The organism is Marasmitruncus massiliensis, assembly GCF_900186535.1.
GTDB lineage: Bacteria > Bacillota > Clostridia > Oscillospirales > Ruminococcaceae > Anaerotruncus > Anaerotruncus massiliensis_A.
Window position 1 is genome coordinate 211,812 of sequence record NZ_FYDE01000003.1, and the last position, 14,343, is coordinate 226,154.

Here is a 14,343-nt window from a genome sequence, read left to right on the forward strand (position 1 = left end):
TGGAAAACGGCATGCCCCTATCGGGCATGCCGTTTTTTAAAACTGCGCGGCAAGCTTATTCAGAAATGCCTCTACCGGCAGCGGTTTGGAATACAAGTAGCCCTGTGCGAGGTCACAGCCCGCAGATTTGAGAAATTCAGCCTGTTCGGCAGTCTCCACGCCTTCGGACAGCACTACAATGTCAAGCGATTTCGCCATATGGATCACGCTGGAAATCACCGCCTGCTCCTTTTGGGTGGCATGCCCGGAGCTTAAAAATTCCCGGTCCAGCTTGAGCACGTCAATGGGCAGGCGCCGCAGGAGATTCAGGGAAGAATATCCCGAGCCAAAGTCGTCTATGGAGAACAGCATGCCCATTGCGCGAAGGCGGTTGATAGATTCTATCAGCGTATCGGTTGTGTCGAGAAACACGCTTTCGGTCAGCTCGAGTTCGATCAACTCCGGAGGAAGCTGATATTTTTTCAGTGAGGTTTCGAAAAACGGGATGAACCGGTCGTCCAAAATATCGACGCGGGAAATATTGACGGAAATTGGAATCAGAGGCTTCCCTTCATCCAGACATTTCCGCAGCAACTGAAACACCTGATCATGAATATAAAAATCGAGCTGCTTGATAAAACTGTTTTTTTCGAACAGCGGAATAAATTCTGATGGCATTACCATCTGCCCAAAATCCCTGTGCCAGCGCACAAGCGCTTCCGCCCCCACGATTTTCCCGGTTTTGAGGTCGATTTTCGGCTGAAAGAACGCTACGAATTCGTTGTTCTTTAAGGCTCCGGACATCAAAAGTTCGATTTCCTTTTCGCGGGTAGTCTTGAGGTGAAGCGCATGGTCGTAAATTGCAAAACTGTTTGCCTGAGGCCCCTTAATGGATTTGCGGGCAATGTTGGCACGGTCCACAATCGTAATAAAATCGCTGGGGCCGTCAGGTTCCACAAAGCAAACGCCGCCGGAAATGGAGATCGTAAGACCCTGCGTGATGTCGCGCACACTCTCCGCCATTTTCGATTGAAGGTTTTGAAGACGGATTCCCAGTTCCCCTCTGTCGTCATAGCGCAAAAGAGTGAGAAACATATCCGAAGTATACCGGCAGGCCAATTCTCCGGGATGCAGGGAAGAAAGCAAAACCCGGGAGAAAGCGATCAGGACCTGGTCGCCGGTATGGTAACCGCAGGCTTCGTTGATATACTTAAATTTGTTGAAATCCATATACACCAGCGCGTAATTGGATCTGCCGCGCCGTTTGAGCAGGGAGAGCGCGTCGGTTTCAAATTCAGTCATATTGGAAAGGCCGGTCAGGGAATCGGTGGTCATAATGCGGCGGCGGAAGCTGGTGATATTGGAAAAGCAAACCACAATGGCGTCCTCGTTGCCGTCCATGGAAATCCGCGAAGAGGTCGTGTTGACCCACCACCCAAGATGGCTGTTATAATATTCCGAAATTCCCCCGTTTTCCGGCTTCATCGGACAATGCATGCACGGGAAGCTGCCAAAGCGGAAAGCCTGATAGCATAGGTCGCCGGGGTTGGCATCCGGATAAAGCTGCTGCATCCCCGGGTCAATAAAAAGCAATTTGTATGTATTGGGGCGAACTGCATAGGAATAGAGGTTCGGGTTGTGCGCGGCGGCTTCCAAAAGCAGGTTACGGCCGCTGAACTGCTCTTTCGCGCGGGAATCCAACAGCCGTGCGCTGATTACTTTTGCCAAAGCGGAAAGCGCATCGATTTCATCGCAGGACCATTCATGCACCCGGTCACAGATATCAAAGCAGACCGCCCCATGAGGTGTTTTGGAATCCCCGATCAGATACTGGATCTGTGCGCGCGTTGAAAAACGGGCATAGATCACGCGAATGGATTCCGGAAGGCGAAGCATGCGGGCATCGGCGCACACCAGAATGCCGCTGCGGAAATAGGGTATGAACCCGTTCTGCCATTCCGAAACAGAAATTTTTTGCAGGCTGCCCCTTGTGGAAGGGGCACCTTTACCGCACCACTCGTTGACAACACGCATCCCGCCGGAATTTCCCGCCGGCTCAAGAAGCACAACCCTCGACAGATTGAGCAGCCTGCCCGTTCCTGCGAGAAGCTGCTGGATTGTGACATCCGGATCGGCGGCGCAGTCAAGCAGTTCCCGGAGCGCCTGCTGGAATCCCGGCATGGCCAAAGCTGTTTCATCCGGCGGCGCGAGGCTGGTATCCGATAATGCGCCGTCGGTCAGCTCGATTTCGCTGGAATAAAGCATATAGCAGTCTTTGCCCCGCCGCTTGGCGCCGTACAGCGCGGCGTCAGCCTTGACGAACAGCTCATCAAAGCTTTCGCCGTCATTCGGGTACAGGGCCACCCCGACGCTGCCGGAAATCGGGCGGCTGTTCCGCCCGATTCGGGTGCCGCGAAAAATATCGCAGATTTCCTGTGCCTTGCGGCGGATTGCCCTCACCGAGCCGATATTTTTTAAAAAGATCAGGAATTCGTCTCCGCCCATGCGCCCCACGATATCCGTATCGCGCATGATGGAACGCAGCTGCCCCGACACCTCGGTAAGGACTGAATCTCCGGTCATGTGCCCGAGCGTGTCGTTGATGTCTTTGAAGCGGTCCAGGTCGGCGATAATGAACGCGTGCTGCCGGTTGGGCTCCTGGGCAATTATCTGCCCGATCAGCGTTTCGGCTGTGCCGCGGTTATAAAGGCCGGTCAAAGTGTCAAACTGGGCTTTTTCAATCAGCCCTTCAATTTCCCGCTTTTGTGCGTCGATATTGGAAATCAGCCCGATCGCCTTAACCGGTTCGCCCAGTTCGCCGCAGATGGTTTTCCCCTGCACACGCGTCCAGCCGTACTGGTCGGTCAGAAGGCTGCACCGCAGCTCGAAAGTAAATTCACTCACGCCGTTTTCCAGATGGTCGCAAAGCTGCTGAAAGACGGGAAGGTCTTCAGAAAAGACCGCGTTTTTTTCGAGCATCGCATCCCGAAAGGAAGGAAAATACCGTTCGGACCGCTGCATCCCTGCTCCTGAATTAAAATAGCATAGGGAACCGGTTGCAATGTCATATTCAAACAAAAGATCTTTGCTGAAACCGGCGACAATACGGTAGCGCTCTTTTTCGATCTCAAGCGCCTGCTGTACGGATTTCAGATTTGTAATATCCATGAATACACAAAGCATGACAGGGAATCCGCTTTGTTCGTCAATTTTGCTTGCATTGAGTGCCAGCCAGATATTTTTTCCGTCGACCGAGCGGACCCGGCATTCCGTATGTGCCATTTCATTACGGATGATCCGATTATGCAGCAGCTTCTGCAGGCCGGGAAGATCGTCAGGGTGCACAGACTCACCAAGCCGATAGCTGTTATTTTGGCTGTCATCATTGGGAAATCCTATCAGATTGAAAAAGCGGTCATTGGCATAGAGCAGGGAAAGCCCTTCGTCCAAAAGCACGGCGGCAACACCGCCGGGAATGGAATCGGTGAGCTGCCGGAGCTCACGGTTGGTCCGTTCAAGGTTTTGCTGCGTTTTTTTCTGTTCGGTCAGATCCACAAAAACGCCCTGAAACACCGGACGCCCGCCCTGCATTTCCAGAAATGTGATCCGCAGGTAGATCCACGCCATGGTTCCGTCGTGTTTGTAGATGCGAATTTCTTTGGAAAGCGTCTCATTGGTATCGGCGGTTCCATGAAGAGCCGCCAGCAGTTCCCGGTAATCGTCCGGATGAATTGCCTGCGCGAGTCTGCCCTGATTCAGGGCGTCTTCACACTGTACACGGGTCCGCCCGCTTAGCTGGAAAAACCCGTCATTCGCGTAAAGCAGCGTGAACCGATCTGTATCCAGCCGGATTTTCGCCACCCCTCCTGAAATACCGTTGGCGAGAGCCTCCATTTCCCGGGTTTTCTTGCTCATTTGACGAACAAGTGTCTCGTAAGAGCGCCGCGAAATACATGCGGGGAAAAATGCCCCGCTCTCCTGCAAATCGCTTGGCACGGAGGTGTGAAAATGGATGATTTTGAATTCGGTCTCCGGGTCCCGGCGGATAACGGCGGTAAATCGGATTGGGAAAAGCGCAAGATCCTCCCTGCCTCCCGGAGCGCAGGCAATGATGAAACCAACTACCAGCCAAACCCCGTTTCCAAGACTGATCGGATGATAGCGTTCGCGCAGAATATCCAGAGTGCTGGAATCTTTACTCAGTTCACGGCGCACGGCGGCCAGAGCTTCCTCCGAAGAGAGAAAAAACTCATCTTTCCCGGTTCCTATCCAACTGAGTTGTTCATCGAAATGCGGAAGAAGGAAGGTGTTATCCCTGTCTACCAGATAGGAATGCCAGATCTTTTTTGCAAAAGATAAAACATTGTTGTTTTCCGGTTCCAATTTGGCACATCCTTTCTCAAATCCGAGGAGCGCTGAACGGGATTATATTTTGAAACTGTCCTTTAAAGTAACAACGCGGTTAAAAGTCCCGCTGTTGCGGCTGTCGGCGCAGAAATAGCCCATCCTGACAAACTGGAACCGGTCGCCCGGCTTTGCCTGCGCAAGCGAAGCTTCGAGCTTGCAGTTTTTGAGAACCGTAAGCGAGTCAGGGCTCAGAAAGTCCAGATAATTGGTGCCTTCCGGAACATCCCCCACGTTTTCCAGCGTAAACAGGTTGTCGTAGAGCATGATCTGAGCGTCCACGGCGTGCCGGGAAGAAACCCAGTGGATGGTGCCGCGCACCTTGCGCCCGTCTGCGGGGACGCCGTTTTTGGTTTCCAGGTCGGCGGTACAGCGAAGTTCTTTGATCTCGCCGTTTTCATCCCGCACGATCTCGTTGCAGCGGATAATATAAGCGCCCATCAGGCGGACCTCGCCGTCCGGCTTGAGACGTTGGTATTTCGGCGGGGGAACCTCCGCAAAGTCGGACTGCTCGATATAAAGCTCCTCCGAAAAAGCAACCTGGCGGGAACCCGCTTCGGGGTCGACAGGATTGTTTGCCACCTCGAAAAACTCCGTCTGCCCGGCGGGATAATTGGTAATTACGACCTTAAGCGGTTCGGTAACCGCCATACGGCGGGGCGCGGACGCGTTAAGCTCTTCGCGGATGCAGTATTCCAGCAATTTGATATCCACAAGGCTGTTGGCTTTTGCCACCCCCGCGCGTTTAACAAACTCAAAGATGGAACTCGGGGTGTAGCCGCGGCGGCGCAGGGCGCAGAGCGTCGGCATGCGCGGGTCGTCCCAGCCGTCCACTTTGCCCGTTTCCACCAGTTCACGCAGATAACGCTTGGACATGACAGTGTGCGTGATGTTGAGCCGCGCGAATTCCCGCTGTTTGGGCTTTTTGGCAAAGTCAATATTGTCGACCACCCACTCATAGAGCGGACGGTGGTTCTCAAACTCCAGCGAGCAGAGGGAATGGGTAATCCCCTCAATTGCGTCCTGAATCGGGTGTGCGTAATCATAAAGAGGATAGATGCACCATTTGTCGCCCTGACGGTGGTGATGAGCGCGCACAATCCGGTAGATCGCGGGGTCGCGCATGTTCATGTTCGGCGAAGCCATATCAATTTTCGCGCGCAGCGTCTTGCTGCCGTCGGGGAATTCGCCGTTCTTCATCCGCTCAAACAGGTCGAGGTTTTCCTCGACGGAACGGCTGCGATAGGGGCTTTCCCTGCCCGGCTCTTTCAAAGTGCCGCGGTATTCGCGCATTTCGTCCGGCGTGAGATCGCAGACGTATGCCTTCCCGTCCTTGATTAGTTGGACAGCGTAGGCGTAGCACTGGTCAAAATAATCGGAACCGTAATAGATACCGTCGGGGACCGCGCCCAGCCAGCGGAGGTCCTCTTCAATGGATTCCACATATTCGGTATCCTCTTTGACAGGGTTGGTGTCGTCAAAGCGCAGGTTAAACAGGCCGTTATATTTTTTAGCGGTGCTGTAATTAATCCAGATCGCTTTTGCACTGCCAATATGCAGATAGCCGTTCGGCTCCGGCGGAAAACGGGTATGAATGCGCTCTTTGAGCCCGTTTGCAATATCTTCATCAATGACTTCATGGATAAAATTAGAGGCGGTTTCGCCCATTGATCATCACTCTCCAAATATTCAGTTTTCAGCCGCTTTGCGCAGGCGCTCCAGAACCTTTTTCTGCCCGAGCACCTGCATCACATCGTACATGTCGGGGGAATTTTGCCGCCCGGTCACCGCCACGCGGATGACCATGCTGATATCGGCCACGCTTCCCCGGTACGCTTCTGGATTCTTTTTATAGTCTTTCATGTTGGAGGCATACCCCAGCTTGTCCGCCAGCGCTTTGATGCGCTCAAACCACTGGCCGCTGTCGTCGGCGGGATCATAGACCCCGGCATAGTCGTTCAGAATTTGTCGGACATCGCCGAGGGTGTTTTCAGGGTACGCCGTATAATCCGGCTGGAACAGCTCGTCGAAGAAAAAGTCCATATAAGCTTTCGCTTCGCTCCAGACCGCAAGGTCCTTGCGGGGCTTTTTGCCGCCGCGGCCGATTGCCAGGATGGCTTTTGCATAGTCCGGGTCGCGGGTAAGCAGCGCATAAAACAGCTCGTCAAACTGCTTTGCCCATGCGGACAGCAGGGTATAGACCTCTTCCGCGGTCATCCGGGAAATGACGTTTTTGGAAACGTCGTTGAGCTTTTCAATGTCAAACAGCGCGCCGGAAACGCCCATCTTTTTGGTGGTGAACACAAAGTCCTCCATCGGCGCGTCGGGGTTGGCAAGGCGCCAATCCTCAAAATTGGAATTCAGCAATGTGAGGATATATTCCTTGACCGCCGGTACGCAATATCCCTGCCGCTGATAGAAATCAAGCGCTAGTTCGGGATCCTTGCGTTTGGAAAGCTTGCGCTTGGATTCGCCGTCCATCTTCATCAGCTGGGCGGTGTGGATATATTTCGGCGGCTTCCAGCCCATGGCCTGGAACAGCTGCAGATGAATCGGTAGCGTGGCAAGCCATTCCTCGCCGCGCACGACGTGGGTGGTGCCCATCAGGTGGTCATCCACCACATGCGCGAAATGATAGGTCGGGATGCCGTCAGATTTTAGCAGGACAACGTCCTGGTCGTTTTCGGGGAATTCCATGGCGCCTTTGACCAGATCGTTGAATTTTACACGGTGTTCAAGGCTGCCTTCACTGCGAAAACGCAGTACGAACGGCTCGCCGCCGTCCACCCGTTTCTCTATTTCATCAAAAGGCATATCGCGGTGAACCGCCCATTTGCCGTAATAGCCGAAATTTTCTTTTTGCTCCGCCTGCTTTTCATGAATGGCGGCAAGCTCTTCCTCGGTACAAAAGCACGGATAGGCCTTGCCCTGCTGTACCAGCCATTTGGCGTAGGTCTGGTAAATCTGCGCACGCTGTCGCTGTCGATACGGGCCGTAGCGTCCGTTGTCGCCGTCGAGGACGGCCCCTTCGTCAAAGTTCAGTTCATAGTCGCGGAAAACGTTCAGAATCGTTTCCACGCTGCCCGCCACCTCGCGCTTCTGATCGGTGTCTTCGATGCGCAGATAGAAGATACCGCCGCTCTGGTGGGCGAGACGCTCGTCCGCAATGGCCCCGAACAGGTTCCCCAGATGCATAAAGCCGGTGGGGCTGGGGGCGATGCGGGTTACTTTGGCTCCTTCCGGGAGCTGCCGCGGCGGGTAGCCGGCTTCAATGTCGGCTGGAACCGTGGTAATCCGGGGGAACAGCAGGTCTGCAAGTGCGTTGTAATCCATGATTGTGCTCCTTTGCTTGAATCTTCTCCAAAACCTATTTTACTACGCCGCTGTCGGAATTTCCACTCATTTCCACATGGTTTTTACGATAATTAAGGAAGCTCTCCAAAATAATCGTTGCTGCGACAGCATCCACCACTTCTTTGCGCTTTTTTCCGCGCGTATCCGTTTCGTTGAGATAGCCGATGGCGGATACGGTGGTGCCGCGTTCGTCCCAAAGCCGGACAGGGACGCCGACCAGCTCGCCGAGCTTCTCCGCAAAGCTCTCGCACAGCTTTGCCCGCGGGCCGGCGGAACCGTTCATATTGAGCGGGTGACCGACCACCACCATGCCGACGTCAAATTCGACGACTGCCGCCGCCACTTTGCGCAGGATGCTGTCAAACGTGCGGTCGTGGATAACGCCGACGGGCGAAGCCAGATATTCCGTGCGGTCGCAGACAGCCAGCCCGGTGCGGGCGTCTCCGTAATCAACAGCCATAATTTTCATACGATTTCTCCTTTTGCAGGTTCTTCTTTGGGCAGTTCCGGAACCTTTTTCCACCAGTTCTGCGTTGCAAAGGTGGACTGCTCTTCCGGCAGATGCCCGGAATCGTTCAGATAAATCAGTTTTGGAAGAAACTGATGGTCATATACAAGCTTGCTGACCGCGGTATTATCGCACCACGGCATATAGCGCAGTTTTTCGATTCCCCAGCCGCTGGCGTAGCACAAATAACAGCGGATTGCGCAGCCGTGGGAGACAACCGCAAGGGTCTTGCCGGCATTTTCCCGCGCAATCCCGTCGACGGCGGATTTCATGCGGGCGTAAACCTCCGCCATGGGTTCCCCTTCCGGAGGGACGCAAAGCTCGGGATGTTCCTCCCAGTGCCCGAATGCTTCCGGAAACCGCTGCGGCAGTTCGCAGAAGGGAACGCCCTCAAACGCGCCGCCGTTGATTTCCATTAATTCGGGGCGAATGATGATGGGAACGCCTTGATTGACAGCCTGGGCAGTCTGGACGGCGCGGGCGAGGGGGCTTGCGTAGACTGCGTCAAAGCGGATGTTCTGCATGCGGTGAGAAAGGGAAGTAAGCTGCTGATATCCCACATCGCTGACTTCGGCATCGGTATGCCCCTGAAACAGCCGCTTCCAGTTGCCTTCCGCCTGCGCGTGGCGAATGAGGTAAATCGTAGTCTCCATAAGTCCCTCCGAGAATCAGATTTTTCCGGTCAGCCGCCTACCACGGCCTGACCGTGCCGACAATCTCGTTGATGTCGGCAATGCCGTTTTCATCGAGCCACTGCTCCATTCCCGCCAAAACCTTGAGCGGGGCGTAAGGGTCGCTGAACAAAGCGGCGCCGATCTGAATTGCGCGTGCGCCCGCCATCATCATTTCGATGGCGTCCTGCCACTTTTCGATGCCGCCCAGCCCCACAACGGGAATCTGAACGGCGTTTGCCACCTGCCAGACCATCCGCACAGCCACCGGAAAGACGGCCGGGCCGGAAAGCCCGCCCACATTGTTGTGCAGGATGGGGCGGCGGGTTTTAAGGTCGATGCGCATGCCAAGCAGAGTGTTGATCAGCGAAACGGCATCGGCGCCTGCCCCCTCCACCGCCTTGGCAATTGAAACGATGTCTGTCACATTCGGCGACAGCTTGACCATCATCGGCTTGGTGGTATAGCGGCGCATGCCGGCGATGACGCCTGCGGCGGTTTCGCAGGAGGTGCCGAAAGCCGCACCGCCCTCCTTGACATTGGGACAGGAGATGTTGACCTCCAGCATATCAACTTCACTGTCGTCCAGAAGCTCGGCAATGGCGCAGTAATCCTCCGGTGTGGAACCGGCAACGTTGGCGATGATCACAGTATCCCGACCGGCAAGCGCGGGCAGCTCCTTTTTGAGTAATACCTCTGCGCCCGGATTTTGCAGTCCCACGGAATTCAGCATGCCGGACGGCGTTTCGGCGATGCGGCAGGGAGGGTTGCCCTGCCGTTCCAGCAGGGTGGTTCCTTTCAACGAAAGGCCGCCCAGTTTTTCCACGGGATAGAGTTTATCATATTCGCGTCCGAAGCCGCAGCAGCCGGACGCCAGAATCACAGGATTTTTGAACGCGACGCCCGCAACGTTTACCTTCAGGCTGCTCATTCAAAGACCACGTCCTTTCCGTCGAATACCGGGCCGTCCTTGCAGACGTGGGAAAAGACCTCGCGGCCGTCCCTTACGGTTTTGCAGGCGCAGACCAGGCAGGCGCCCACGCCGCACCCCATGCGTTCCTCCAGAGAGACCTGGGTGGGAATTCCATGCGCCTGCGCCATTGCGACAACGCCGCGCAGCATCGGCATCGGGCCGCAGGCGCAGATCAGGTCCGCGCTGCCCTCCGCCAGCCGCTGCTCCAGCAGGCCGGTCACAAAGCCATGATAACCGGCCGAACCATCGTCGGTCGCAAGCCGGGTGTCGCAGCCGAGCCGTTTGAAGTCGTCTTCGAGGATAACGGCTTTACTGTTGCGGAATCCTATGATAGCGGTGGTATCTCCGCCGAAGCGTCTGGCGGTTTCGAGCATGGGCGGCACGCCGATGCCGCCGCCTGCCACGATCAGCTTCTGGCCGGGCTCTGGAAGGGTAAACCCGTTGCCAAGCGGCCCGAGAAGGTCCATCGTACCGTTTTCGCCGGTTTGGGCCAGTTTTTCCGTACCGGCCCCGCGCGCCTCAAAGACAATGCGGATGGTGCCGGCCGACGGGTCGGTCTCGCAGATGGAGATCGGCCGGCGCAGCGAAAAACCGTCCACGCGGATATGAACAAATTGTCCGGGCTGTGCCTGCTCGGCAATGGACGGGCAGCAGATTGTGTAATCGTAAATTCCGCGGGCGGATTCCCGCTTTTTTGCCACGGGATAGGTTCCCTGCAGGTATGCCATGCGTGATGACCTCCGATTGCGATTAAATTACCCATTATTATACTATAAAACCGTCATAATAACAATCTGCAGTTGCATTTTTTACAGATTTGCAGTACAATTATTGTGCCGTTTTACACAAACGGTGGTCAGTCGGAAATTCCTGACCTTAAAACAAACTAGGGTGCGCGAACGGTTTTTGCAGCGCCTACGAAAGGAAAATTGAATATGAAAACAACCAATGTCAGAAAGCTGGCGGTCTGCTCGATGATCGCCGCGCTTTATACCGCTGTCAGCCTTGCGCTGGCGCCGCTGACGTTCGGCGTTGTCCAGATGCGCATTTCGGAAGCGCTTGGGCTGCTCGCCGTTCTGTCGCCGGCGGGTGTCTGGGGCGTGACGCTGGGATGCCTGATCTCGAACGCAGTCGGCGTCGTGATGGGGGCGACTATGCCGCCGGATATCGTGTTCGGCACGCTGGCAACGCTGATTGCTTCGCTGCTGTCTTACCGGCTGCGGAATGTCCGCATCAAAAACATTCCGTTCTGGTCCGCGGTTCCGCCGATTCTGGTGAACGCCGTAATCATCGGGCTGGAGCTGACCTATTTCTTTTCGGGAGGATTTACCATGAAAATCTTCCTGATCAACGCTTTGAGCGTGGGAATCGGCCAGATCGTCCCCTGCGCGGTGCTCGGGCTGCTTCTGGTTTACACACTGGAGAAGACCGGGCTGGACAAAAAGCTGTTTCAGAACATATAAAGAAAAATGCCGCTTGCAAAAGCGGCATTTTTTATCAGGATTCCTTTTCAGAGATCACGTATTTCCGGATACCGTAATAGGCGCAGAAAGTGGTGATAAAATTCATCAGTGCAAACCATAAAAACGGGAACAGCAAAAGGGTAACCGGAAGCAATGCCGCGGCAAACAGGGTCAGCCCTGCGGTAATCACCAGCGCCAGAAGGTTATAGTGCAGGCAGACGAAAGTCAGCAGGAACGCGTTCCGGATGATTTTCTGCAAAGGGAGGTCCACCAGCGCAATCATGGGGAAAACATAAAATCCCATTATCGTCAGCACCAGTACAATCAGGCAGGAAAGGGCCAGCGGAAGATAGAAAAACGGGCTGGCAGTGAGCATTTTGCTGTAAAACCATGCCCCGAACACTCCTGCCCCGATGCCAAGAAAAACCAGGGCCCCGGCGCCTGTGGATTTTTTAAAATCGGCCTTGAACTCCGCCCAGAAATCAGCCCATAAAAAATGATTCCGGTCGCGCACCATGGTGACTGTGATTTTGCTCATGGCGGTGCAGGCGGCGGGAATTGTGATCACCGGCACACAAAAGGCACAGAACAAAAGGTTCAGCTTTACGAGTTCAAAAAATTCGCGGAACAAAATATCCCAAAACAGGGCCAGCCCCTTTTTGGACGGGGCATCTTTTGGAATGCCGGGCCCGGGACGGTTCATGCGATTGCCGAAAATACCCATCAGAATCCCCCGTTTGACAAACAAATCTCGATTGTATTCATCATATCATGAACAAAGCGGAAAATGCAAATCCGACAGCGCGCAAACTCGCTGCCGGATTTGGAAGGAAGAAAATGAAAAGCAAAAATCAGTTGCAGATGGTCGCTTCTGTCTCTTTATCGAACAGATGAATTTTTGTACAGTCAATGGCAATTTTAATGGTATCCCCATCCTTCGCGCTGCTGCGGGGCGGAACCTTGGCAACGAGCTTGGCATCGCAGCTGGTCATGTACAGGAAGATTTCGGAGCCCATCAGTTCGGCGAGGTCGACATTTGCCTCGATCATACTGGCGGTAGCAATATTGGTGTAGGCCTCTTCATCATGCAGGTTTTCAGGACGGATTCCCAGTGCGACCACTTTCCCGACATAGGGCGCGAGAACTTCCGGGGAGGCTTTTCCGGCGGGAATTGTGATTTCGGAATTGCCGAACATACCAACAAAGCCGCTGCCTTTTTTCTCAATGGTAACATCCAGAAAGTTCATCTGCGGGGAACCGATGAAGCCCGCTACAAACATATTGCAGGGTTTGTCGTACAGGTTTTGCGGGGTATCTACCTGCTGGATAAAGCCGTCTTTCATGACAACAATGCGGTCGCCCATGGTCATCGCTTCGGTCTGATCATGGGTAACATAGACGAAGGTGGTGCCCAGACGTTTATGCAGCTTGGTGATTTCCGATCTCATTGCGGTACGCAGCTTTGCGTCCAGATTGGAAAGGGGCTCGTCGAGCAGGAAAACGGCTGGGTCGCGCACCATGGCGCGCCCAAGGGCGACACGCTGTCTCTGGCCGCCGGACAGAGCCTTGGGCTTTCTGTTGAGCAGGTGCTCAATATCGAGAATTTTTGCGGCCTCTTCCACCTTCTGCTTGATCTCGTCCTTGGGAGTCTTGCGCAGCTGAAGGCCGAAAGCCATGTTCTTAAACACAGTCATGTGCGGATAAAGCGCATAGTTCTGGAACACCATCGCGATATCGCGGTCTTTTGGGGCAACGTCGTTGACAAGGCGGTCGCCGATGTAAAGCTCGCCCTTGGAGATTTCCTCCAGTCCGGCGATCATGCGCAGCGTGGTGGATTTTCCGCAGCCGGAAGGCCCAACCAGAATGATAAATTCTTTATCCTGAATTTCCAGATTGAAATCATGAACAGCGGTGACATCGCCGGGGTAAATCTTATAGATATTTTTCAGGGTAATGTTTGCCATCTTTCTGCCTCCTGTGGTAATTTATTGATTTTTTTGTTTTTGGTGCTATACTGATAATATTCGCTCATGCAGTTATTATAACAACAAAATCGCACTCCAACAAGGGTAATATCTTGATTAACAGGGTGAAAAGTTGATGTTTTGCACAGATGATATGGAATATGGCGCTTTCCCAATAGATTTTCCGGTCCCCGAAAACTTTACATGGGTTTATCCGACGAGGTGCGGTTTTCAGGCGGCAGAAAAATCCCCCGCCGCAGTCAGCGGAGAACACAGCGCGCTGTTTCTCTATCTGCTGAGCGGCGAGGGAGAAGCGGAATTCGAAGGCCGGAAATGCGGATATCTTGCAGACTGCATCATTACGGTTCCGGATGCCTCCGGGCTTTTGCTGTATCCGATGGAGAAAACCCAATACCTCTATCTGCTGCTGGAAAATGGGGAAGACCTGCTTGGCCGCATCGGCTATTTTCAGCCTATCGGAAGCGGCAGCAGGATAGACCGGCTGCTGGGGTACATCTGCCATCACGCCCGCAGCCGGATGCCAAAAAATATTTATACGGCATCGGCCGAAGTCTATGCGCTGCTGATGGAGGCGCTTTCAAGCTGCGCGGATAAGAAGACCGAATACAGCCCGCTTGTGCGGGACGCAATCGCGGTCATGCGGGAGGAATTTGCTTTTCTGGGAGGCGTGGAGGAGCTGGCGCAGCGACTGGGCGTTACAAAAAGCCACCTTATCCGCATGTTTACGGCCGATACCGGAGAAAGCCCGGGCAAGTTTTTGCAGTCGGTCAAGCTGGACAACGCCAAACTCATGCTCCAGAACCGGGATTACAGCATTGAAATGGTGGCGGACATGGCCGGTTACTCAGGCGCCAACTATTTTTGCAAAGTCTTCCGCCGCGCGACAGGGGAATCGCCGGGAGAATACCGGGCGCGCAATCTTGCGCCCGCCGCGCTGGATTTGGAAAATCAGCGCAGGCTCCGGGAACTGGAAGCAATCTATCATGTCTGATGTATCAAACCATAA

General features: G+C 54.3%; 11 protein-coding genes. 2 read left to right on the forward strand and 9 right to left on the reverse strand.

The window, feature by feature from the left end:
* Window positions 1–36: 36 nt before the first annotated feature.
* From C1A10_RS02250 to C1A10_RS02280, 7 genes are read right to left on the reverse strand one after another with little or no spacing between them, the layout of a single operon-like run.
* Window positions 37–4,362 carry an EAL domain-containing protein gene (locus C1A10_RS02250; RefSeq protein ID WP_101908676.1) on the reverse strand — a complete coding sequence of 1,442 codons (4,326 nt, stop codon included), beginning with the start codon at window positions 4,360–4,362 and terminating at the stop codon, window positions 37–39.
* Between the two features lie 42 nt (window positions 4,363–4,404).
* Complete coding sequence (locus C1A10_RS02255) at window positions 4,405–6,051, reverse strand: glutamine--tRNA ligase/YqeY domain fusion protein (RefSeq protein ID WP_101908677.1); 1,647 nt, start codon at window positions 6,049–6,051, stop codon at window positions 4,405–4,407.
* A gap of 21 nt (window positions 6,052–6,072) precedes the next feature.
* The gene (gene gltX, locus C1A10_RS02260; RefSeq protein ID WP_101908678.1) at window positions 6,073–7,716 is read right to left on the reverse strand and encodes a glutamate--tRNA ligase; all 1,644 of its coding nucleotides are present in this window, start codon (window positions 7,714–7,716) and stop codon (window positions 6,073–6,075) included.
* 34 nt (window positions 7,717–7,750) lie between these two features.
* On the reverse strand, window positions 7,751–8,206 hold the full coding sequence (ruvX, locus tag C1A10_RS02265) for a Holliday junction resolvase RuvX (protein ID WP_101908679.1): 456 nt from the start codon (window positions 8,204–8,206) through the stop codon (window positions 7,751–7,753).
* Window positions 8,203–8,898, reverse strand: a complete 696-nt coding sequence (locus tag C1A10_RS02270) for a histidine phosphatase family protein (RefSeq protein ID WP_101908680.1) — start codon at window positions 8,896–8,898, stop codon at window positions 8,203–8,205. Before C1A10_RS02270 ends, ruvX begins: the two co-directional genes overlap by 4 nt.
* Before the next feature lie 37 nt (window positions 8,899–8,935).
* The gene (locus C1A10_RS02275; protein WP_101908681.1) at window positions 8,936–9,847 is read right to left on the reverse strand and encodes a dihydroorotate dehydrogenase; all 912 of its coding nucleotides are present in this window, start codon (window positions 9,845–9,847) and stop codon (window positions 8,936–8,938) included.
* On the reverse strand, window positions 9,844–10,617 hold the full coding sequence (locus C1A10_RS02280) for a dihydroorotate dehydrogenase electron transfer subunit (protein WP_101908682.1): 774 nt from the start codon (window positions 10,615–10,617) through the stop codon (window positions 9,844–9,846). Before C1A10_RS02280 ends, C1A10_RS02275 begins: the two co-directional genes overlap by 4 nt.
* 207 nt (window positions 10,618–10,824) lie before the next feature.
* On the opposite strand from C1A10_RS02280, the gene C1A10_RS02285 reads away from it, so the two are divergent.
* Entirely contained in the window at window positions 10,825–11,352 is a 528-nt protein-coding gene (locus tag C1A10_RS02285) for a QueT transporter family protein (protein WP_101908683.1), read from the forward strand.
* 34 nt (window positions 11,353–11,386) lie between these two features.
* Here C1A10_RS02285 and C1A10_RS02290 read toward each other — a convergent pair whose 3' ends face one another.
* The gene (locus C1A10_RS02290; RefSeq protein ID WP_101908684.1) at window positions 11,387–12,076 is read right to left on the reverse strand and encodes a DUF624 domain-containing protein; all 690 of its coding nucleotides are present in this window, start codon (window positions 12,074–12,076) and stop codon (window positions 11,387–11,389) included.
* A 127-nt stretch (window positions 12,077–12,203) separates the two neighbouring features.
* Entirely contained in the window at window positions 12,204–13,316 is a 1,113-nt protein-coding gene (locus C1A10_RS02295; RefSeq protein WP_101908685.1) for an ABC transporter ATP-binding protein, read from the reverse strand.
* 136 nt (window positions 13,317–13,452) lie between these two features.
* On the opposite strand from C1A10_RS02295, the gene C1A10_RS02300 reads away from it, so the two are divergent.
* Window positions 13,453–14,328: a helix-turn-helix transcriptional regulator gene (locus C1A10_RS02300; RefSeq protein ID WP_101908686.1), complete on the forward strand. Its 876-nt coding sequence runs from the start codon at window positions 13,453–13,455 to the stop codon at window positions 14,326–14,328.
* Window positions 14,329–14,343 lie beyond the last annotated feature (15 nt).